The organism is Deltaproteobacteria bacterium, assembly GCA_029210625.1.
Lineage (GTDB): Bacteria > Myxococcota > Myxococcia > SLRQ01 > SLRQ01 > JARGFU01.
Window position 1 is genome coordinate 112,292 of sequence record JARGFU010000017.1, and the last position, 20,464, is coordinate 132,755.

22 protein-coding genes and 2 tRNA genes are annotated in these 20,464 nt (G+C 72.1%); 12 read left to right on the forward strand and 12 right to left on the reverse strand.

The features are described from left to right. Positions 1-111: 111 nt before the first annotated feature. Positions 112-885, forward strand: coding sequence for an NAD-dependent protein deacylase (locus tag P1V51_16720; GenBank protein MDF1564688.1), 774 nt, complete (start codon positions 112-114; stop codon positions 883-885). Between the two features lie 2 nt (positions 886-887). On the opposite strand, the gene rpoZ is transcribed toward P1V51_16720, so the two are convergent. The 5 genes from rpoZ to P1V51_16745 form a co-directional block, all read right to left on the reverse strand. After that, positions 888-1,106, reverse strand: a complete 219-nt coding sequence (gene rpoZ, locus P1V51_16725; protein MDF1564689.1) for a DNA-directed RNA polymerase subunit omega — start codon at positions 1,104-1,106, stop codon at positions 888-890. 82 nt (positions 1,107-1,188) lie between these two features. Continuing rightward, a complete protein-coding gene (locus P1V51_16730) occupies positions 1,189-2,157 on the reverse strand; it encodes a DUF4340 domain-containing protein (GenBank protein MDF1564690.1) in 969 nt (322 codons plus the stop codon). Next, positions 2,154-3,698 (reverse strand): GldG family protein, encoded by a 1,545-nt coding sequence (locus P1V51_16735; GenBank protein ID MDF1564691.1) that lies wholly within the window; start codon positions 3,696-3,698, stop codon positions 2,154-2,156. The genes P1V51_16730 and P1V51_16735 overlap by 4 nt, the downstream gene beginning before the upstream one ends. After that, positions 3,698-4,498 (reverse strand): ABC transporter permease subunit, encoded by an 801-nt coding sequence (locus tag P1V51_16740; protein MDF1564692.1) that lies wholly within the window; start codon positions 4,496-4,498, stop codon positions 3,698-3,700. Before P1V51_16740 ends, P1V51_16735 begins: the two co-directional genes overlap by 1 nt. After that, positions 4,495-5,220 (reverse strand): ABC transporter ATP-binding protein, encoded by a 726-nt coding sequence (locus P1V51_16745; GenBank protein ID MDF1564693.1) that lies wholly within the window; start codon positions 5,218-5,220, stop codon positions 4,495-4,497. Before P1V51_16745 ends, P1V51_16740 begins: the two co-directional genes overlap by 4 nt. An 87-nt stretch (positions 5,221-5,307) precedes the next feature. Between P1V51_16745 and P1V51_16750 the strand changes: the two genes are divergently transcribed. The 3 genes from P1V51_16750 to P1V51_16760 are packed head-to-tail and all read left to right on the forward strand — an operon-like array spanning position 5,308 to position 9,747. Continuing rightward, a complete protein-coding gene (locus tag P1V51_16750; protein ID MDF1564694.1) occupies positions 5,308-7,029 on the forward strand; it encodes a tetratricopeptide repeat protein in 1,722 nt (573 codons plus the stop codon). After that, a complete protein-coding gene (locus P1V51_16755) occupies positions 7,026-8,243 on the forward strand; it encodes an aspartate kinase (protein MDF1564695.1) in 1,218 nt (405 codons plus the stop codon). The genes P1V51_16750 and P1V51_16755 overlap by 4 nt, the downstream gene beginning before the upstream one ends. 4 nt (positions 8,244-8,247) lie before the next feature. Next, positions 8,248-9,747, forward strand: coding sequence for a sigma-54 dependent transcriptional regulator (locus P1V51_16760; protein ID MDF1564696.1), 1,500 nt, complete (start codon positions 8,248-8,250; stop codon positions 9,745-9,747). Positions 9,748-9,755: 8 nt separating this feature from the next. Here P1V51_16760 and P1V51_16765 read toward each other — a convergent pair whose 3' ends face one another. Next, a complete protein-coding gene (locus P1V51_16765) occupies positions 9,756-10,058 on the reverse strand; it encodes an antibiotic biosynthesis monooxygenase (GenBank protein ID MDF1564697.1) in 303 nt (100 codons plus the stop codon). Positions 10,059-10,104: 46 nt separating this feature from the next. Beyond that, positions 10,105-10,992 (reverse strand): endonuclease/exonuclease/phosphatase family protein, encoded by an 888-nt coding sequence (locus P1V51_16770; protein MDF1564698.1) that lies wholly within the window; start codon positions 10,990-10,992, stop codon positions 10,105-10,107. A gap of 183 nt (positions 10,993-11,175) precedes the next feature. On the opposite strand from P1V51_16770, the gene P1V51_16775 reads away from it, so the two are divergent. Continuing rightward, positions 11,176-11,568 carry a response regulator gene (locus P1V51_16775; GenBank protein ID MDF1564699.1) on the forward strand — a complete coding sequence of 131 codons (393 nt, stop codon included), beginning with the start codon at positions 11,176-11,178 and terminating at the stop codon, positions 11,566-11,568. A gap of 42 nt (positions 11,569-11,610) precedes the next feature. Here P1V51_16775 and P1V51_16780 read toward each other — a convergent pair. After that, positions 11,611-11,681: transfer RNA gene (locus P1V51_16780), tRNA-Gln, on the reverse strand. Between the two features lie 67 nt (positions 11,682-11,748). Beyond that, positions 11,749-11,904: a hypothetical protein gene (locus P1V51_16785; GenBank protein MDF1564700.1), complete on the reverse strand. Its 156-nt coding sequence runs from the start codon at positions 11,902-11,904 to the stop codon at positions 11,749-11,751. A gap of 119 nt (positions 11,905-12,023) precedes the next feature. Here P1V51_16785 and P1V51_16790 point away from each other — a divergent pair, with 119 nt between their 5' ends. Together P1V51_16790 and P1V51_16795 are read left to right on the forward strand one after the other, a co-directional pair. Further along, positions 12,024-12,992: a class I SAM-dependent methyltransferase gene (locus tag P1V51_16790; GenBank protein ID MDF1564701.1), complete on the forward strand. Its 969-nt coding sequence runs from the start codon at positions 12,024-12,026 to the stop codon at positions 12,990-12,992. A 38-nt stretch (positions 12,993-13,030) separates the two neighbouring features. Next, a complete protein-coding gene (locus P1V51_16795) occupies positions 13,031-14,233 on the forward strand; it encodes a hypothetical protein (protein MDF1564702.1) in 1,203 nt (400 codons plus the stop codon). A gap of 120 nt (positions 14,234-14,353) precedes the next feature. On the opposite strand, the gene P1V51_16800 is transcribed toward P1V51_16795, so the two are convergent. The 3 genes from P1V51_16800 to lspA form a co-directional block, all read right to left on the reverse strand. Further along, positions 14,354-14,427: transfer RNA gene (locus P1V51_16800), tRNA-Ile, on the reverse strand. Positions 14,428-14,476: 49 nt separating this feature from the next. Then, positions 14,477-14,893 carry a hemerythrin domain-containing protein gene (locus P1V51_16805; protein MDF1564703.1) on the reverse strand — a complete coding sequence of 139 codons (417 nt, stop codon included), beginning with the start codon at positions 14,891-14,893 and terminating at the stop codon, positions 14,477-14,479. Then, complete coding sequence (gene lspA, locus P1V51_16810; protein ID MDF1564704.1) at positions 14,890-15,525, reverse strand: signal peptidase II; 636 nt, start codon at positions 15,523-15,525, stop codon at positions 14,890-14,892. Before lspA ends, P1V51_16805 begins: the two co-directional genes overlap by 4 nt. An 82-nt stretch (positions 15,526-15,607) precedes the next feature. Here lspA and P1V51_16815 point away from each other — a divergent pair, with 82 nt between their 5' ends. The 5 genes from P1V51_16815 to P1V51_16835 are packed head-to-tail and all read left to right on the forward strand — an operon-like array spanning position 15,608 to position 20,461. Then, positions 15,608-16,621: a MoxR family ATPase gene (locus P1V51_16815; protein ID MDF1564705.1), complete on the forward strand. Its 1,014-nt coding sequence runs from the start codon at positions 15,608-15,610 to the stop codon at positions 16,619-16,621. Continuing rightward, a complete protein-coding gene (locus tag P1V51_16820) occupies positions 16,621-17,550 on the forward strand; it encodes a hypothetical protein (protein MDF1564706.1) in 930 nt (309 codons plus the stop codon). Before P1V51_16815 ends, P1V51_16820 begins: the two co-directional genes overlap by 1 nt. A 55-nt stretch (positions 17,551-17,605) precedes the next feature. After that, positions 17,606-18,493 carry a DUF58 domain-containing protein gene (locus P1V51_16825; protein ID MDF1564707.1) on the forward strand — a complete coding sequence of 296 codons (888 nt, stop codon included), beginning with the start codon at positions 17,606-17,608 and terminating at the stop codon, positions 18,491-18,493. Further along, positions 18,490-19,443 (forward strand): hypothetical protein, encoded by a 954-nt coding sequence (locus tag P1V51_16830; GenBank protein ID MDF1564708.1) that lies wholly within the window; start codon positions 18,490-18,492, stop codon positions 19,441-19,443. Before P1V51_16825 ends, P1V51_16830 begins: the two co-directional genes overlap by 4 nt. Before the next feature lie 4 nt (positions 19,444-19,447). Then, a complete protein-coding gene (locus P1V51_16835; protein MDF1564709.1) occupies positions 19,448-20,461 on the forward strand; it encodes a VWA domain-containing protein in 1,014 nt (337 codons plus the stop codon). Positions 20,462-20,464: the final 3 nt, after the last annotated feature.

The following is a 20,464-nucleotide window of genomic DNA, read 5'->3' on the forward strand; positions in this document are numbered from 1 at the left end:
GGAGGGAGGCCCCGAGGGCTGCCGGGGGGGTTCCCCCCACGGGCCATGGGCCCGGCGAGCCTGGCTGCGGGTGGCTTGCGCGCGGGCACCCCGGGCTGCCACCTTGCCCCGATGAGCCTCGACACCGAGACCGCCCTGCGCGTCGCCGAGGTGCGCCGCCTCCTCGACGAGAGCCGCCGCCTGCTCTTCATCACCGGCGCCGGCCTCTCCGCCGACGCGGGCCTGCCGACCTACCGGGGGGTGGGCGGCATCTACGACTCGAAGAACACCGATCACGGGATCCCCATCGAGGTCGCCCTCTCCGGGCCGACCTTCCGCCGCGATCCCGAGCTGACCTGGCGCTACATCCACGAGATCGAGCAGGCCTGCCGCGGCGCGCGGCCCGCCTTCGGCCACGAGTACCTGGCCCGCCTCGAGGCGACCCACGAGGTCGTGATCCTCACCCAGAACGTCGACGGCCTCCACCACGCCGCGGGCTCGAGCCGGGTGATCGCCATCCACGGCGATCTGCGCGCGCTGCGCTGCACCGCCTGCGACTGGCGGGAGCGGGTGGAGGATTACGCCCACCTCTCCCCCTTCCCCCACTGCGAGGCCTGCGGCGCGGTCCTCCGGCCCGATGTCGTCCTCTTCGAGGAGATGCTCCCCCTCGACGCGGTCGATGCCCTCCAGACCGAGCTGGCCCGGGGCTTCGATCTGATCCTCTCGGTCGGGACCAGCGCCGTCTTCCCCTACATCGCCGGGCCGGTGATGCAGGCGGCGCGGGCTGGCCGGCCCACCGTCGAGGTGAATCCGACGAGGACGATGATCTCGGGGGTCGTCTCGCACCGGCTGCCGCTCACCGCGGCGGTGGCGTTCGAGGCGATCGAGGCGCTCGGCGCGGGCTGAGCCTAGAGGATCCCGGTGCGGCCGGAGGCCTCGGGGTTCTTCTCGAAGCTCACCTTCGCCGCGGCGATCTCCCGCAGGGAGAGGACCGGCGGCTTGTTCTTCGCATCGACCAGCTCCCGGGCCCCGGCCATCAGCTGGCGGGTGCGCTTGGCGGCCAGGATGGTGAGCGCGAAGCGGCTGGGGACGTTGGGAAGGCAGTCTTCGATGGTGACGCGTGCCATGAAATCGACCTCTCGGGGCGGTCCGCCCTGCTCAGGGCGACGAGGATGGAACCCGAATGTCTATGCCACGGATGCCAGGGTGTCAATCGGAGGGCCCCGGCGCGGCGGGCTCGGGGGCCGGCCGGAGGGCGCCGAAGCGCTCCCGGAGGTCGGCGAGGGCCCCCGGCCGCAGCCGGACCCAGGGGGAGAGCTCGCTGCCCCGGAGGAGCACCCCCGGCTCGCCGTCCGCGGCCAGGGCGAAGAGCTCCAGGGTGCGGCGCTGGGAGCGTCCGCCGCCCTCGCCCCGGAGGCCGAGGGAGAGGACGGCCTCGGGCTCGGCGTCCGCGGCGGGCAGCGCGGGCCCCTCCACCTCGAAGGCCACCGCCCGCAGCTCCCCGAGGTCCCGGATCAGGGCCCGGCGGGGCAGATCCCCGGCGGGCGCCGACGTGCCGCCCGCGGGGTCCACGACGGTCCAGCCGGCCTCGAGCTTCTCGAGGGCGATCTCCACCTCGCCTTCCTTCCAGTGGAGGAGATCGAGCTGCTCCGGCGGGGTGGTCACGACCCGCTTCTCCCGCCAGTGCAGCAGGCGCGGGTCGAGGCGGTGGCGCAGGGCGGAGCTCACCAGCAGGAGCCCCTCCCCGTCGACCAGGAGGTAGCTGCGGCCGTCGAAGGGGCTCTCGCCGCCGAGGGCCAGCCGCAGGGGGCCGGCGTCGGTCGTCAGCTCGAGCTCGAAGGCCGCCGGATCGAGGCCGAAGACCGAGAGGGGCTTCTCTCCGCGCTCGACCGCCTCACCGGGGCCGAGGGCGCAGAGCTGCTCGAGGAGGGTGCGCACCCGTTCCCCGTCCGCGGCGGTCTCCACCGGGGCGGTCAGGCGGAAGGCCGCGCCCTCCCGCTCGAGGACCAGGGCCGGGGCGCCGGGGGGCAGCAGGCGAAAGGCGCGGACCACCTCGGGGGAGGAGAGGAGGGGCGGGCCCGCGGCCTCCGGTGGCCGCGCGTCCTGCCGCAGCCAGAAGAAGAGGGCCCCCAGGACGAGGGCGCCGGTCAGGATCCAGGCGCGCAGCTGCCGCTTCATGGACGTCGTCTCCGCCAGGCCACCGCGATCCCCAGACAGAGCAGGAGCAGGGGCAGGCCGTCGACGGTGGCCAGGCGCAGGAAGCGACCCTGAGCCACCGTGAGGAAGAGGGAGGAGGAGGCCCGGCGCCGGGGCCGGATGGTGATCCGCTCGCCTCGCTCGGTGAGCCAGGCCAGGGTGTTCAGGGCGAGATCCCGGTTGCCGAGCTGCTCGAGCCACTGCCCGCCGACCCACTCGCTGTCGCCGACCACCGCCAGGCGGAACGCCTCGGTGTCGGGCTCGCCGTCCTCGCCGGGCTCGCCCCCGGCGACCACCAGCAGGGGCAGGGGACCGCCCCGCTCGTCCTCGTCCCGCTGCAGGGGCTCTCCGGCCGGCAGGCCCTCGGCCCAGGCGGAGTCCGCCGAGAGGGCCAGCGGGGTGGGGCGGGGCAGGCCGGGCACCCCGAGGGGAAGGAGGGAGCGGGCGGTCGGCAGGATGACCGCCAGATCGAAGCGCTCGGTGATGGCGTGCTTGGCGTAGCGGGAGGCGACCACGACGCTCGGGCCGGTGCCCAGCCGCTGCCCGACGCCCTGGGGATCGACGACCAGGTCGTCGCCCGCGGCGATCCCGCGCCGCTCCAGGAGGCTGGAGAGGCCGGCGTCGATGGCGGGATCCAGGAGGACCAGCAGGCGGCCGCCCCGATCGAGGTAGCGCTCGAGGGTGTCGGCCTCGGCGGGCAGGAGGGGGCGGCGCGGGCCGGCGACGATCACGGCGGCGGCGTCCGCGGGGACACCAACCTCCCGGGAGAGCTCCAGCTCCCGGGGGAGGTAGCCCTCACTCTCCAGGGCCCCCTTCAGGGCCGCGAGGCCCCGGGGGCTGGCGGCGTCGTCCAGCGCCGCCTCACCGTGGCCGGTGACGAAGTAGAGCAGCGTGCTGCGCTCGGTGGTGAGGCGCCGCAGGGCGGTGGTCAGGGCGGCCTCGCCGACGACCTCGAGCCGCACCGTCCGCTCGCCCTGCTCGAGGACCATCCGGGGGCCGGCGAGGTTCACGCCGTAGCGGGCGACGAGGTCCGGGTGCTGCGCGGGATCGAGGAGGCGCAGGGTGAGCCGGTCGGTGTGCTCGCGGTAGCGCTGCACCAGGGTCTCGAGGCGGGCCGCGGGGTTGCCGCCGGGGGCGAGGAAGGCCAGCAGGGTCACCGGCGCCGAGAGCCCCCGCGCGGTGGCGATGGAGTCGGGGGCCAGGGTGAAGACCTGCTCCCGGGTCAGATCGTGGCGCAGGTCGGCCCGGGCCGCCGCCCGCACGGTCGCGACGCAGAGGAAGACGACCGCGAGGGTGGAGATCGTGGTGGTCAGGGCGAAGGTCGTGCCCCGGCCCCGGGCCAGGTGCCCGAGGCTCCGGCCCGAGGCCCAGACCAGGTAGGCGATCCCGGCGGCGCCCAGCGCGGCCTGCAGCCCGAGCAGGAGGGGCCAGCGGCCGCCCAGGGCGATGCCCGAGAGCAGGGCCATGCCCAGGAGCGCGGCGCCGAGGCCTCCGGCGAGGCGGGGGAGGGAGTCGCCCTTCATCAGCCGGCCCACCGGTGCCACTCGATGGCGCGGTGCGAGAGGAAGAGGCCCAGGACGATCCAGGCGCCGAAGTAGGCCAGGCTCGCCACGTCCAGGAGGCCCTGGGCCAGCAGCCGCAGGTGGTGTCCGGCCGAGAGCACCATCAGGAGCTCGCGGGAGCTGCCCTCCATCAAGGGCGCGGCCTGGGCCGCGAGGAAGAGGAGGAGGGAGAAGACCAGGGTGGTCAGCGCCGCGACGGCCTGGGAGCGGGAGAGGGCGGAGAAGAAGAGCCCCACGGCCGTGAGGGCGGCGCCGGTGAGGCAGACGCCCAGCAGCCCCGAGAGGATCGTGGGCCAGGCGACCGCCCCGGCCTGCCCGGTGCCGATGGCGGCGAGGAGGAGGGGCTCGACCAGGGAGAGGGCGAGGAAGCAGAGCACCAGGGTGAGCACGGCGAGATACTTGCCCAGCACGATGGCCGCCGGCCGCACCGGCGAGGTCAGGAGCAGCTCGAAGGTGCCCCGGCTGCGCTCGTCCGCGATCAGCCGCATGGTCATCAGGGGGGCGGCGAAGAGCAGGAGGGTGCCGCGGGTGCCCACCATCGGCACCAGCACGACCTCGGTGAGGTTGAGGGCCTCGAGGGCCTCGGCGGCGCCGGCCGCCCGGTACTGGGTGGAGAGCGCGATGAAGAGCTCGACCCTCCCGACGAAGAGCCAGCCGCAGACGAAGGTGAGCAGGGCCAGGAGCAGCCAGGCCAGGGGCGTGCCGAAGAGGAGGAGGAGCTCCCGGCGATAGATCGCCACCGTCTGACGCAGGAGGCTCATGCGGCGGTCAGCTCCCGGAAGAGGGCCTCGAGGTCGGGGCGCCCGCCCTCGCCCTCCCAGGCCTTCGAGAGCACCTCGAGGCGGTCGAAGGCCACGACCTTGCCGGCCTTCAGGACCAGCACCCGGTCGCAGACCTTCTCCACCTCGGTGAGGATGTGGCTGGAGAGGAGGATCGTGTGGTCTCCGGCCAGGCTCTGGATCAGCTCGCGCAGCTCGACCACCTGGAGGGGGTCGAGGCCCAGGGTGGGCTCGTCGAGGACGAGCACCGGCGGCGCGCCGAGCAGCGCGATCGCCAGGCCCAGGCGCTGGCGGAAGCCCCGGGAGAGGGTGGCCACCAGATCCCGGCGCACCTCGCGCAGGGCGGTCCGCTCGAGGCTGGCCTCGAGGGCCGCGCGGGCCTCGCCGCCCGCCAGCCCCCGGAGGGCGGCGGCGTGCCGCAGGGTCTCCTCCACCCGCAGGTCGGGGTGGACCGGCGGGGTCTCGGGGAGGTAGCCCACCCGGGCGCGGGCCAGGAGGGGCTCCTCGAAGAGATCGTGCCCTCCGATGCGGACCGTGCCCGAGGTCGGGGAGAGGGCGCCGGTGAGCATCCGCAGGGTGGTCGTCTTGCCGGCCCCGTTGGGGCCGAGGAGGCCCAGGATCTCCCCGGGCTCCGCCTCGAAGGAGAGGTCGTCCACCGCCAGGTGATCCCGGTACCGCTTCGTCAGCTGAGAGGCCCCGATCACGCGGTGCGAACCTATCCTCGCCCCAGATCGTGTCAAGCGGCGCGTGGGGTGATTGACCCGCGGGAGGCGATCCGGGAGTCTCTACGGGTGCCCCCCCGCGAGCCCTTCCCCCGGATCATCGGAGACCTCGCAGCTAGCAAGGCCACGGGTTGTCTGAAGGTCACTGCTGGGTCGGTCGAGCGTGAGATCTTCCTCAAGAAGGGGAAGGTCATCCAGGCGCGCTCGCGCACCATGAAGGAGGCCCTCGGCCGGGTCCTGATCGATCAGGGCTGGGTCACGGAGGAGCAGCTCGACGAGGCCCTGATGAAGGCCGCGGCGCAGGGGATGCAGCTGGGCGACTGCCTCGTCTCCACCGGCATCCTCACCCCGCAGCAGGTCGTCGACGCGCTCACCGAGCAGATCAAGCTGCGGGTCTTCAACCTCTTCCGGGTCACCGAATACGAGCACGTCTTCGACGCGGGCCCCCTGCCCGAGCTGCACTTCCAGGTGCGCCTGCCGGTCTCGGAGCTGGTGGTCGAGGGGGTCGGGGTCTGCTTCTCGGTCGACCGGATCATGGACGAGCTCTCCCTCACCGAGGACACCCTGGTGCGGGCGACCAAGGACGCGGCGGACACCGCCGAGCGGCTCCACCTCGGTCCCCGGGAGCTGCGCCTGCTCCAGGCGGTGAGCGAGCCGGCCACCGTCGAGCGGCTCATCGAGGGCGGCGAGTACTCCTACCTGAAGCTCCTGCGCTTCCTCTTCGCTCTCTGGTGCCTGCGCCTCCTCGAGGTCGTCGTCCCCGAGCCCGAGGAGGAGCCCCTGCCCGAGCCGGAACCGGAGCCCGAGCCCGAGCCCGAGCCGGAGCCGGAGCCGGAGGCGGAGCCGGAGGCGGAGCCCGCCGAGGAGGCGGGCCGCAAGATCCAGCTCGAGGTCGAGGAGGCCCACGATCCGCGGCGGGCCGCCCTCCGGCGGCAGCTCCTCGAGCGCTACAAGAAGCGCTCCCGCCAGCCGACGGGCTCGACGCCGGCGCAGCCGGCCTCGCCGCCCGCCGGCGCGAAGGCGGAGGCCCCCCGGCGCCCGCCGAAGGAGGCGCCGCGGCCCGCGCCGAGCCTGCCCGATCGGGTGATGGCCCTCTACCTGCGCCTGCCCCGCCTCGACTACTTCCAGCTCCTCGAGATCCCGGTGAAGGCCACCGTCTCCGACGTGAAGATCGCCTACGGTGGCTTCCTGCGGAAGTGGAGGCTCGAGCACATCCCCGAGGACTGGCCGGAGAAGGCCCGGGTGGCGGCGGGAGTGCTCCTCGATCGGGGCACCGAGGCCCTCACGGTGCTCACCGATCCCGAGAGCCGCCGCAGCTACCTCGAGCAGCGCGCCTCGGGAGGCGCCCGCACCCTCGAGGGCAACGAGGGGCTGATCACCGCCGGCGTCGCCCAGCAGAAGGCGCGCCGGGCCCGGGAGCGGGGCGAGACCGAGGAGGCGGAGGCCATCCTGCGCGAGGCCCTGAAGAAGGTGCCCGAGGAGGCCGCCCTCTGGCTGGGCCTGGGCATCCTCCTGGTCGATCGCCTGCGCGGCGGCGGCAAGGCCGACCTCCAGGAGGAGGCGGTGAAGATGCTGCGCAAGGCCGTCGCCCTCGACCCCGCCCTCGATCTGCCCTGGGTCTACATCGGCCGGGTGGCCGAGATCCGCAAGGAGCCGGAGCTGGCCCGCAAGCTCTATCGCAAGGCCCTCTCGGTGAACCCCGAGTCGGAGCTCGCGGCCTCCGGCCTCCGGAACCTCCAGACCGCGCAGGAGAAGGGCAGCCTCCTCGACCGGCTGCTCGGCAAGAAGTGAGCACCCCCGAACAGCTCCCCATCGTCGTCCAGAAGTACGGCGGCTCGTCGGTCGCCGATCCCGAGCGGATGAAGAAGGTCGCCGCCCGGGTCGCGGCCACCGCCGCGTCCGGCAAGCGGGTGGTGGTGGTGGTCTCCGCCATGGGCGACACCACCGACGGCCTCCTCGAGCTGGCCCACCAGGTGAGCGACGCGCCCCCGCGGCGAGAGCTGGACATGCTCCTCACCGCCGGAGAGCGGATCAGCATGGCCGTGCTCTCCATGGCCCTGCAGGCCCGGAGCGTGGACGCCATCTCCTTCACCGGCTCGCAGTCGGGGATCATCACCAACGACGCCCACGCCGGCGCCCGCATCCTCGAGGTGCGCCCCTACCGGATCCAGGACGAGCTGGAGCGCGGCCGGGTGGTGATCGTCGCCGGCTTCCAGGGCGTCTCGTACAAGAAGGAGATCACCACCCTCGGCCGGGGTGGCTCGGACACCACCGCCGTGGCCCTCGCCGCGGCCCTCGGTGCCGAGTACTGCGAGATCTGCACCGACGTCGACGGCGTCTACTCGGCGGACCCGCGGCGGGTGCCCGAGGCGCGCCGGATCGAGAGCATCGGCCAGGAGGAGATGCTCGCGCTGGCCGCCGGGGGTGGGAAGGTCCTCCACCGCGCGGCCGTGGACTACGCCCGCTCGGCCGGCATCGCGCTCTGGGTGAGGGCCACCGCCAGCGATCCCACGGCGAAGGGCGAGGGCACCCTGGTGCGGGTCGGCGCCCGGAGCGAGGATCCCCGGGTGGTCGCCGTCACCTCTCGCAAGGTGCTCCACCTCGAGGGCGAGGCCGGGGTCGGGCTCGCCGGGCTGATCGACGGGGTCGCCGAGACCGGCGGCACCATGCCGGATCTGGTCGCTCACGAAGGAGGCGCCTGCTCCCTCGTCCTCTCGCCCGACGATCTCCACGGCGCCTTGCCGGCGGCGGTGGAGGCGGCGCGGGCCGCCGGACGCCTCGTGGTGCACGACGACCGGGTGGCCCTCTCGGTGGTGGGCTCGGCCTTCGACCGGGCGCCGGCTCTCTGCGCCCGGGTCCTCGGCCTCCTCGAGGCCGAGGGGGTCCGGCCCGAGCTGATCGTCGCCTCTCCCCAGCGCCTGGCCTTCGTGCTGACCGAGGACTCCGAGCGGGTCGCCGAGCTCGAGGGCGTCCTCCACCGCGCCCTCCTGCCGGACGAGAGCTAGGGCCGTGACGGAGACGGGACAGAAGAGCGCGGCCCGGGTGCTGGTCGTGGACGACGAGCCCTCGATCCGCCTGGTGCTGGAGCGGGGCCTGCGGGCGGCCGGGCTGGAGGTGCGCTGCGCCGAGAGCCTGGACGCGGCCCGCGAGGCGCTGCTGGAGACCCCGGAGGTCGTCCTCCTCGACGCGTGGCTCCCCGATGGTAACGGGCTGGAGCTGCTGCGGGAGATCCAGGCCGCGCCGCCGCCGAGGCCGGAGGTGGTCGTGATGACTGCCAGGAGCTCGATGGAGGTCACCGTCGAGGCGATGAAGGGCGGCGCCCGGGACTTCGTGGTGAAGCCCTTCGATCTCGACGCGGTGGTGGCCCTGGCCGGCGAGCTCGCCGGCGCCGCGCGCGAGGAGAGCTCGAGCCCGCAGGCGGGCGGCGGGCGCATCGGGCGGCTGCTGGGGGCGAGCCCGGCGATGGTCGAGGTCTTCAAGGCCATCGGCCGCATCGCGCCCACCGACGAGACGGTGCTGGTCGAGGGCGAGTCCGGCACCGGCAAGGAGCTGGTGGCCCGGGCGATCCACGATCACTCCAGCCGCGCCGAGGGACCCTTCGTCACCGTCAACTGCGCCGCCATCCCCCTCGACCTGATGGAGAGCGAGCTCTTCGGACACGAGCGGGGCTCCTTCACCGGCGCGACCGCCCGGCGCAAGGGCAAGTTCGAGCTCGCCGGCGGGGGGACGATCTTCCTCGACGAGGTGGGCGAGCTGCCGACCCCCCTGCAGGCCAAGCTGCTGCGGGTCCTGCAAGAGCGGCAGATCGAGCGGGTCGGGGGCGGCGCCCCGCTGGCGGTGGACGCGCGGATCGTGGCGGCCACCCACCGCGACCTGCGCCGGATGGTGCGCGAGGGGCGCTTCCGCGAGGATCTCTTCTACCGCCTGGACGTGGCGCGGCTGCGGCTGCCGCCCCTGCGGGAGCGGGGGGACGATCTCGATCTCCTGGCCGGCACCTTCGCCGGGCGCTGGGGGCCCGAGCTGCGCGGCCACGCCGTGCAGATCGACCCGGCGGCGATGGAGGCGCTGCGCGTCCACCCCTGGCCGGGCAACGTCCGCGAGCTGGAGAACGTCATCAAGCGCGCCCTGATCGAGGGGCGCGGCCCGGCCCTCGAGCTCGCCGATCTCGGCGGGGCGAGCGTCCCGAGGCCCGCGGAGGAGGGCGCGGAGGTGGAGGCCGAGGCCCTCGAGGCCGGGCCGGTCGTCTCGGTGGACGCCATGCCCCTCGAGGTGCTGGTGCGCCGGCGCCTGGCCTCCTACCTCGACCGGATGGGCGACCAGCCGCCGCCGAAGCTCCACGCCACCGTGATGGCGCTCTTCGAGCGGACCCTGCTGACCCTCGTGATCGATCGCGCCGGCGGCAACCAGCTCGAGGCCGCGCGCCGCCTGGGCATGAACCGCAACACCCTACGCAAGCGGATCGACGATCTCGACATCCCGCTGCCCGACAAGCGCAAGAAGCGACGCTAGGGCCGGGTTCAGAGGACCTGCTCGAAGCCCTCGAAGCGAGGGGGGCCGAGGAGGATGCCCTCGGGGGTGCGGGCGCCGGAGTGGGCCTTGCGGAAGGCCTCGGACTCGGTCCACGCGACGAAGGCCTCGTGCGAGGTCCACACCGAGTGGGAGGCGAAGAGGGTCTTGCCCTCGGCGGTCGCGCCGCGCAGGAGGTTGAAGGCCTCGAAGCCCGGCACCCCCGCGAGGTGGCTGTCGCGCTCGCGCCAGACGCGCTCGAAGTCCTCTTCGCGCCCCTCGGCGACGGTGAAGCGGTTCATCGCGATGTACATGGTCGTCTCTCCTTCGCCCGGGACGATGCGCCCGGTGGCGCGGAGATCAACCGGCCGGCCAGGTCAGCCGGGCGCCCACCGGCCAGTGGTCGGAGGGGAAGCGGGGCGGATCGGCGTAGCGGGAGAGATCGACGATGTGCTCGAGGACCTCGTGGCGGGCGGGATCGACGAAGAGGTGATCGATCCGGTTGGCGGGGTCCCAGGGGGGAGGCGGATCCTCGGTGGTGAGCTGCGTCCGCTCGGCGGCGAGCGCGTGGGTCTCATCGAAGGTGCCGTCGAGGATCTGGAAGGCCTCGTCCGCGGGCTGGGAGTTGAAGTCGCCGGTGAGGATCACCGGCAGCTCGGCCAGGCGGCCGCCGGTGCGCTCGACGACCACCGGCGCGCTCCGCTCCTGGCTGGGGGAGTTGTTGTCGAAGTGGGTCGTGGCGAAGAGGAGGTGGCGGCCGTCGGTGAGCTGCTCGAGCTCGACCCAGGTCAGGAGGCGCCAGATCTGGTTGTCGGCGAAGCCTCCGCTCCAGGCCTCGTCGGGGGTGGGGGAGAGCCAGTACACGCCGGCATCGACCCGCCGGAAGCGGTCCCGCCGCCAGAAGACGGTGGCGTCCGGGGAGGCGGCCAGCGGCGCCGAGCCGGGGTCCGGATCGACGTAGTAGAAGGCGTCGTGACCGGGCAGGGCGTCGAGGAAGAGGTCGACGTCCTCCTCGGTGAAGAGCTCCTGCAGGCCGATCAGATCGGCGTCGAAGCGGTCGATGGCCTCGTGGAGGTGGGGCAGGCGGGTCTGCCAGTCGTCCAGCCCCGGGGAGGGGCAGAAGGAGCACATGACGTTGAAGGTGAGCACCGAGAGGGGGCGCTCGTCCGCTTCGCCCCCCTTCTCGCCGCAGCCGGGGGCCGCGAGGAGCAGGAGGATCGGGAGGGTCGGCCAGAGGAGGTAGCGCACGGTGCTTCGACCCTACGCCAGGAGATCGCGCCGAGGCCAGCAGGGGAAAAACGGGCCGGCGGTTTCCGGATCCGTGCCGCCCTTTGATAGGGTCCTCCTGTCGTCAGGCGAGCCTGGCGGCTTGCCCATCGCTGTGGGAGCCAGCGGTGTGTTCCCACCCCGATGCGGCATCCAAGAATGGCAATGACCCGGCCCGTAGCCGAAGCGCGTCCGCGCATCCTGGTGATCGACGACAGCAAGAGTCTGCTGGCGGCGGTGCAGTACACCCTGGGCAAGGCCGGGATGGAGGTCTTCGTCTCCGACAACCCGATCACGGTCGGGACCTTGATCCGCCAGCACCGTCCGCAGTTGGTCCTGGTGGACGTGGAGATGCCGGGCCTCGAGGGCGACAAGGTGGTCGAGATCATCGGCAAGCACGAGGGGATGCGGGTGGTGCTCTACTCCAGCAAGGGGCTGGAGGAGCTGCGTGAGCTGGCCCGCCGCAGCCGGGCCGATGGCTTCATCGTGAAGCACGAGGTCGGCTTCGACTTCCTCCGCCGGGTGAAGGCCGAGCTCGAGCAGGTTCGACCTCGCTAGCACCAGAAGAGGGCGCCCCGGAGACCCGGGACGCCCTCCATGTTGGGGTGCCAGGATTCGAACCTGAATAGTCAGCTCCAAAGGCTGATGTCCTGCCGTTAGACGACACCCCAGTGAGACTCCGGGGGTACTTAGTGGACCCGGGAGATTCGAGGCAAGGGTGCCGATCCCGGCCCGGCTTCAGGTGCGCGGCATCAGGTAGCGCGGGTGGCGCGGGGCGACGTGGCTCACGTCGGGGGCGAAGAAGGCCCAGTAGAGGGGCCAGGCCACCAGGCAGAGCAGGGCCAGGGGCCAGGAGACGACGAGCAGGAGACACCAGAGGATGACGAGGGGCATGGGGGACCTCCAGGGGCATTCCCTCTCGACTACGCGCCGACGACCCGTGCATTTCAGAGAACCTCGTCATCGGCCGGAACGCGTGCTAGCAACCCCGCCCGCGCAAGGAGACCCTCGACATGGAAGAGCAGAAGACCAAGCCCCTCGACCGTCCTCCCGTCCGCCTCGGCGACGAGGCCGCCGTGCTGGACGCCCTGGCGAAGGTCCGGGCGCGCCGCGCGAAGCTCGAGAAGCGCCGGGCCAAGAAGGCCGAGGCCGCGAGGGGCAAGAAGGGGAAGTCGGCGAAGAAGGTGGAGTTCTCCGCCAAGACCGCCGACCACCACGAGCTCTACCAGCGCAGCGTGCAGAGCCCCGTGACCGACATCAAGTTCCTGCGGCGGCTCTACAAGAAGCTCAACGACGGCCGCGAGCCCGAGCACTTCCGCGAGGACTTCTGCGGCACCGGCCTGCTCTCGGCCACCTGGGTCGGCCAGGGCGAGGGCTTCACCGCCGAGGGCTTCGATCTCGATCCCGATCCCGTCGCCTGGGGCCTGGACCACAACTTCGCCCGGCTCGGCGCCGCCGCCGGGCGCTACCTCGTCCACCTCGCGGACGTGCGGGAGCCCAGCGAGCGGAAGCCCGACGTGCGCTGCGCCCAGAACTTCTCCTGGTTCGTCTTCAAGACTCGCGACGAGCTGCTCGGCTACTTCCGCAAGGTCCACGACGATCTGCCCGAGGACGGCGTCTTCGTGATGGACATCCAGGGCGGCCGTGAGGCCCAGGAAGAGATGGAGGAGGAGATCGATCACGGGGACTGGACCTACGTCTGGGATCAGGACGCCTTCCACCCCGTGACCAGCGAGTACGAGACGAAGATCCACTTCCGCTTCCCCGACGGCACCGAGATCCGCAACGCCTTCCGCTACGACTGGCGCCTCTGGAACCTCACCGAGACCCTCGAGGTGCTCGCCGACGCCGGCTTCACGCGGGTGGAGACCTACTGGGAGGGCACCGACAAGGACGGCGAGAGTGGCAACGGCGTCTTCAAGCCCAGCCGCCTGGGCGAGAACTGCCTGGCCTGGGTGACCTACATCGTCGCCCAGCGCTGAGCGATCGCCCCGCGGGTGGGCCGTGGTAGCGTCGCGCGATGCGCACGCTGGCCTGCCCGCTGATCGCTCTGCTGCTCCTCTCCGGCTGCGACGAGCCGGCGCCGGCAGACCCGACTCCGCCGCCACGGGTCGAGGCGCCGATCCCCGCGCCGACGACACCAGAGCAGCCGACGCCGGATCCGGTGGTGGCGGAGCCCACCACCTCGCCACTGCCCCTGGAGACCCTGGTGGCCCCCGGCCTGGACCTCGGGCCCATGACGGTCTGCGACACCTCGAAGCTCGCCATCCACCCCATCGGCTTCTCGAAGAGGGGTGCCTTCGCCTACTTCATCCGCACCGACGAGGACGCGATGCTGCTCTGGCGGCTGTTGATCGTGGACCTGGTCGAGGACCGGCGCCTGGCCCAGGTCTCCCTGGAGGGGGGGGAGGGGAAGACGCCGGCGCTGGCCGACTTCGTCGAGGCCCGGGGTGAGGCCATCCGGGAGGCCCTGGAGAAGCACGGCATCGTGCCCTCGCCGGGGGAGGAACTGCTCCCGAACTCCTTCGAGCAGGAGGAGGATCGCTACGGGCTGACCGTGATGGTCCGCCCCCTCGACGAAGCGGAGGCCGCGGCCCTGGAGGACCATCCCGTGCCGCCCGTCCGGGCGACCTTCCGCCTCCACTCGCGGGCGCGGGGTTTCAAGGACATCGCCACCGTGTACCACCGGAAGTGCTGCGACTTCGTCGGGGTGCTCCGCAGCCCCCACGAGCCCCGGATCGCCGCCCTGAGCCTGGTCGGCGAGCACGGCTTCGAGGGAGCGGTGGTCTGCGATCTGGCCGTCCACGGCGCCCATCTGACGAAGGGCTTCGAGCAGGGCAAGGGCGAGCAGCCGACCGGGGAGATCCAGATCGTGGCGGAGCCGCCGGCGCTCCCGGAGGCCGCGGTGGTCGCCTTCGCGGAGGGCGAGGAGCCCTGGTCGGGGGTTGGCGACCCCTTCGGTCCGCGCGCCTCCACTGCCGGGAAGCTGGTGAGCCACTCGGACGACTACGACGACGAGGTCTTCGAGATCGAGACCGCGGGCGGCAAGCGGCACAGCTTCTTCGTCGACCCCGCCGCCGGCCACCGCCTCCGGGAGCTGCTCGACGAAGCTGAGGCCCACCGGGGCGAGCCGGTGACGATCGTCTGGCAGCGGGTCCACTACCGCCCGACCGGCGACCCCACGATGCGCTCCGACGCCCGGGTCGCCCTCGATCTCAAATAAGTGGGCCCGCCAGCATTCGAGCCCGCCGTATGGAAGAGGCGGCAAAGCCGCCCTCGATACGGGACCGAATCCGTCTCTCGCAGTGATGCGCGAGAGACCCACGGTACTCCGTGATGTGAGTGGGCCCGCCAGGATTCGAACCCGGGACCAAACCGGTTATGAGCCGGATGTTCTGACCGCTGAACTACGGGCCCACCAGGGTGGGTAGCACGCTCCCCATCCCGCCGGTAGACCCCCGAGGGGTCAGTCCTCGGAGAGGTAGGACTCGATGAGCGCGGCCTCGCGATCCTCGTGCTCGCGCATCGCGTCGCAGAGCGCGTCGCAGGCCGCCTGGAGCGCCTCGATGGTCGTCTCTTCGTAGGACTCCATCATCGCGCGGGCTTCGATCACCTTGCGGCGCAGGTGGCCGTGCTCGCGCAGCAGGCTGGCCGCCTCCTCGGTCTTCGGGCCGATGATCGCGAAGACCCCCCCGGAGCGCTCCTCCCGGCTGAAGTGCTCGGAGACGCTGTGGTGGAGGTCGTTCACCGCGACCAGGGCCTCGGCCCGGTTCTGGGCGGCGCTCACGGTGGCGAAGCGGGTCCGCATCCGGCGGTGCTCCTCCTGCAGGCCCCGCCACTCGGCCCGGAGGCGGTCCAGGCTCTCGCGATCCAGCGTGCTCATGCCCGGGCCTTGCCTCCCTTGCCCTTCTTGCCGGCCTTCTCCTTGTCCCCCGCGCCGAGGATGTCCCCGCCGAAGATCAGCAGCACGGCGACCCCGATCACGATGCAGGCGTCGGCGATGTTGAAGGGGGGCCAGGAGTAGGTCCCGTAGTGCCAGTGGATGAAGTCGATCACGTACCCATGAAAGGCCCGGTCGGTGAAGTTGCCGAGGGCCCCGCCCAGGAGGACGCCCAGGGGGACCAGCACCCGCCAGCGGGAGGCCGTGGGGTTGCGCAGGGCCAGGTAGACGATGCCTGCCGTCGCCAGCACCCCGGCCAGGAGGAAGATCGAGCGCCGGACCATCGGCGGCATGCCCAGCAGGAAGGAGAAGGCCCCGGCCGGGTTCTGCACGTAGAGGTGCTCCCAGACCGGGTCCAGGACCGTCACCGGCGCCTTCGCCAGGTACTGGATGTCGCTGGTGCCCAGGTAGAGCTTCAGCCGCTCGAAGAGGCCGGCCTCCTCGGGCATCAGCCGGGTCAGGCGGGAGACGGCCAGGTACTTGGTGAGCTGATCGAGGAACCACCAGAAGAAGCCCAGGCCGAGGACGAGGGTGAGGACCTTCTTGCGGGGCTGGGGCATGGTCTCGGTGGTCATCGGGGCCTGCTTCCGCACGGGAATGGAGTGGGGGCGAGGAGAGTTGCGCCACCCTGCCGGGGCGCGTATTGACAGGTGCAAGATGGAAGCGCAAGCGGAAGCGAGTCTTCGTCAGGACGTCAAGGCGATCAACGACAAGGTGAGGGCCGAGGCGGCCTTCGTCGAGCTCCTCTTCTCGGAGATCGGCAAGGTCATCGTCGGTCAGCGGCACATGGTCGAGCGGGTCCTCATCGGGCTCTTCTCGGACGGCCACGTCCTGCTCGAGGGCGTCCCCGGCCTGGCCAAGACCCTGACGGTCAGCACCCTGGCCCGGGCCCTCCAGGCCTCCTTCAAGCGGATCCAGTTCACGCCGGACCTGCTCCCCGCCGACCTCATCGGGACGCTCATCTACCGGCAGAACACCGGGGAGTTCGCGGTGAAGAAGGGGCCCGTCTTCGCCAACATCATCCTGGCGGACGAGGTGAACCGGGCGCCGGCCAAGGTCCAGAGCGCCCTGCTCGAGGCCATGCAGGAGCGGCAGGTCACCATCGGGGACACCACCTACCCCCTGCCGCACCCCTTCCTGGTCATGGCGACCCAGAACCCGGTCGAGCAGGAGGGCACCTACCCCCTGCCCGAGGCGCAGGTCGATCGCTTCCTCCTCAAGGTGAAGGTGGGCTACCCCACCCGCGCCGAGGAGCTGCAGATCATGGCCCGCCAGACCGTGGAGGAGAGGCCGGACCTGGCCAAGGTCTGCGGGCCGGACGACATCCTCCGGGCCCGGGAGCTGGTGCGGGAGATCTACGTCGACCAGAAGCTCCTCGACTACATCGTCGACCTGGTCCAGGCGACCCGCGAGCCGGCCCGCTTCGGCCTCAAGGATCTCTCCCGCTACATCGAGTACGGGGCCTCCCCCCGGGCGACCATCGCCCTGAACCTGGCCGCGCGCTCCCACGCCTTCCTGCGCCAGCGGGGCTTCGTCACCCCCGAGGACATCAAGGCCATCGGCCTCGACGTGCTGCGCCACCGGGTCATCCTCACCTACGAGGCCGAGGCCGACGAGGAGACCTCCGAGACGATCATCCGGAAGATCTTCGACGCGGTCGAGGTGCCCTGATGCGCGCCCCCCTGGCTCTGCTCGCCGCGGTGTCGGCGCTCACCCTCGTCTCCTGCAAGGGCGACTACGGGCCGGCCGAGACCTGCAAGACCATGGCGAAGCAGCAGTGCCGCTTCCTCTACGACTGCTGCAACGCCGTCGAGCGCGACACCGTCTCCGGCCTCGACAACTGGTCGCCGACCGTGGGGCCCCACGGCACCAAGGCCCAGTGCGAGGAGCAATACGAGGAGATCTATTGCGCCATCTTCGCGCCGCTGACCGACTCGAAGCAGGAGGGGCGGGCGAGCTGGAACGCCAGCGAGGCGCGCCGCTGCTTCGGCTTCGTCGAGGAGTCGGCCAAGGCCTGCGACGCGGCCAAGTACCTCTTCGGGATCATGGACGAGCCCGAGTGCGGCCTCGAGGCGCTGATCACCGGCAAGGTCCCCCGCGGGGAGACCTGCTACTACGACCTCGAGTGCGCCGACCCGGACGCCACCTGCGTCCCCGAGGAGCCGCCCACCGACACCGACGTGGTCACCGCCCGGGGCGTCTGCGAGGGGCCGCCGGTGGTCGGCGAGGCCTGCCCGGGCGGGGTCTGCTCCGTCGGCGCCTTCTGCGACCAGAGCGGCGCCAGCCCGATCTGCGCCGCGCTCAAGGCCGACGGCCAGCCCTGCTACGACCCCGGCGAGTGCGAGAGCGGCATCTGCGGAGCGGGTGGCAGCTGCGAGGCGAAGAAGGCCGACGGGGAGACCTGCATCTTCAACCAGGAGTGCGTCTCGGAGCTCTGCGACGCCGAGCCGGATCCCGCGGTCTGCGCCCCGCGGCGGGCCGACGGCGCCGCCTGCACCTACGGCGAGCAGTGCGACTCGACCTTCTGCGATCCGGCGGCCGGGCTCTGCGCCCAGGCCTCCGCCGCCGGCGACGTGACCTACGCCCTCTGTGAGGGCTAGGCACCGGAAAACGGGGGAAGATGCTGACCTTCTCGAGGGTTGAGGAGCACCAGAGATGCTGCCACGCGATCTCGTAAGAAGGATCCGGCGGATCGAGATCCAGACCCGGCGCGCGGTGAACCAGGCGCTGGCCGGCCAGTACCACTCCGTCTTCAAGGGCCGGGGCATGGCCTTCTCCGAGGTGCGGCAGTACGAGCCCGGCGACGAGATCCGGACGATCGACTGGAACGTCACCGCCCGGGCGAGGGAGCCCCACGTGAAGGTCTTCGTCGAGGAGCGTGAGCTCACCGTGATGCTCCTGGTCGATCTCTCGGCCAGCGGCGACTTCGGCTCGACCGAGAAGGCCAAGGCCGAGGTGGCCGCCGAGATCGCGGCGCTGCTGGCCTTCTCGGCGGTGCGGAACAACGACCGGGTGGGCCTGCTCCTCTTCACCGACCGGATCGAGAAGTTCATCCCCCCGAAGAAGGGGCGCTCGCACGTGCTGCGGGTGATCTCCGAGATCCTCGGCTTCCAGCCGGAGGGGAGGGGCACCGACATCTCCGGCGCCCTGCAGTACTACTCCCGCCTGATCCGGCGCTCGGCGGTCACCTTCCTGATCTCGGACTTCATCGCCGACGACGCCCACCACAAGCCGATGCAGATCGCCGGTCGGCGCCACGACCTGGTGCCGGTCGTGCTCTTCGATCCCTGGGAGGAGCAGCTCCCCGCCCTCGGGCTCATCCGGGGCGAGGACGCCGAGACCGGCGCGCCCATCGTCATCGACACCTCGAGCGCCGCGGTGCGCTCGCAGCTCTCGGCGGCCACCGCGGCCCGCCGCGAGAAGCTCAAGACCGACTTCAGCCGGATGGACGTCGAGCCGATCTGGATCCGCACGGACGAGGACTACGTCGTGCCGCTGGTGCGCTTCTTCCGCCACCGGGCAGCGAGGGGCCGCGCGGCATGAGCGACGCCGCGCCCAGGGCCTGGGAGCCGCCCCTCTTCGAGACGAAGGTCTCGAACGACGCGCCCTTCGTCGGCGAGACCGTCCGCTACGAGATCCGGGTGGGGCACCCTCCGGACGTCTCGGTGAAGCTGCCCACCCAGCTCACCCTCGACCCCTACGTCCTGAACGCCGTCCGCCGCGAGGTGGAGCCGGCTACCCCGGATGCCGGCGGCCTGGTGGTCGAGCGCTTCGAGCTGGACCTGGGCATCTACACCCTGGAGAGCGGCCCGATCCCGCCCATCTCGCTCCAGGTGGAGACCGCCGAGGGGCCGGCGGAGCTGGCGGTGGCCGGCCCGAAGCTCACGGTGAAGACCGCCACCGCCGAGGAGGGCGCCGAGGCCAAGGCCCTGGCCCCCCCGGTCGCGGTCTGGATGGCCGACCACACCCTCCTCTGGGTGGGGGGCGTCGCCCTCGGGACGGTGCTGCTGGCCCTCGTGCTCTGGCGGCTCGTCGCCGGCTACCTCGCCCGGCGGCGCGCCCGGCCGGCGCCGGTGGCGCCCCCGCTCCCCCTCGATCAGCGGGCCCTCGCGGCCCTCGAGGCCCTGCAGCAGGAGGGGCTGGTCGCCGCCGGGAAGCAGCGGCTCTACTTCTTCGCTCTCTCCGAGATCCTGCGGGCCTACCTCGGCGAGCGCTTCGGCTTCGACGCCCTGGAGTGCACCACCGAGGAGCTGCGCGCGGCCCTGCGGGATCGGCCCACCCCCGGCCTGAAGAGCGCCGAGTTCGAGGAGTGGCTGGCCCTGGCCGACATGGCGAAGTTCGCCCGCTACCCGCCCACCGACGCCGAGTGCTCCGACGCGCTCTCCCAGGCGGTCGAGGTGATCCACACCACCACCGCGGCCGCCCGGGCCGCCGAGGCGAACCTCGTGGCCCACACCGGTGGGGCGAGCGCCGGGAAGGGGGCGGCCGCCTGACGCCATGTGGATCTCCTCCTTCCAGTTCGCCCGCCCCTGGGCGCTGCTGCTCCTGGCGCTCCTGCCCTTCGTCTGGCTCTGGGTCGCCCGCGGCCGCAAGAGCCGGCCGGTGCTGCGCCTGCCCTCGGCGGCCCTCTACGCGAACACCCGTCCCACCCTGGCCTCGCTGCTGCGCGGGCTGCCGGCCCTCTTCAAGGCCCTGGCCCTCCTGCTCGTGGTGGGGGCCCTGGCCCGGCCGCAGGTGCGCAGCTCGAAGAACGAGGACGTCAGCGTCGAGGGCATCGACGTGGTGCTGGTCCTCGACGTCTCCACCTCGATGAAGGCCGCCGACTTCAAGCCGGTGAACCGCCTCGCGGTCGCCAAGCGGGTGATGGCCGACTTCATCGAGAAGCGGGTGAACGACCGGATCGGCCTGGTGGTCTTCGCCGGTGAGGCCTTCACCCAGGCGCCCCTCACCCTCGACTATCCCGTGCTCCTCGACGTCCTCGACGCGGTGCGGATGGGCGTCATCCAGGACGGGACCGCCATCGGCAACGCCCTGGCGACGGCGGTGAACCGGCTGCGGAGCTCCGAGGCCAAGAGCAAGGTCATCATCCTGGTCACCGACGGTGACTCGAACGCGGGCAACATCTCCCCGACCCAGGCCGCGGCCATCGCCGCCGAGCTGGGCATCCGGGTCTACCCGATCATGGTGGGCAAGGGGGGCGAGGTGCCCTATCCCGCGGGCCGCGACGCCTGGGGGCGGGTCGCCTACCAGAACGTCCGCATCCCGGTGAACCCCGAGCTGCTCAAGGAGATCGCGGCGGCCACCGGCGGCAGCTACTACCGGGCCACCGACAAGAAGTCCCTGGAGGAGAACTTCCAGGCCATCCTCGACGACCTCGAGAAGAGCAAGCTGATGGAGGGCGGGGTGTACGTGAACTACACCGAGGTCTTCCCCCTCCTGGCCCTGCCGGCGGTGCTCCTGCTCTTCTTCTCCTACCTCCTCGCGGCCACCCGGCTGCGCACCTTCCCCTAGACG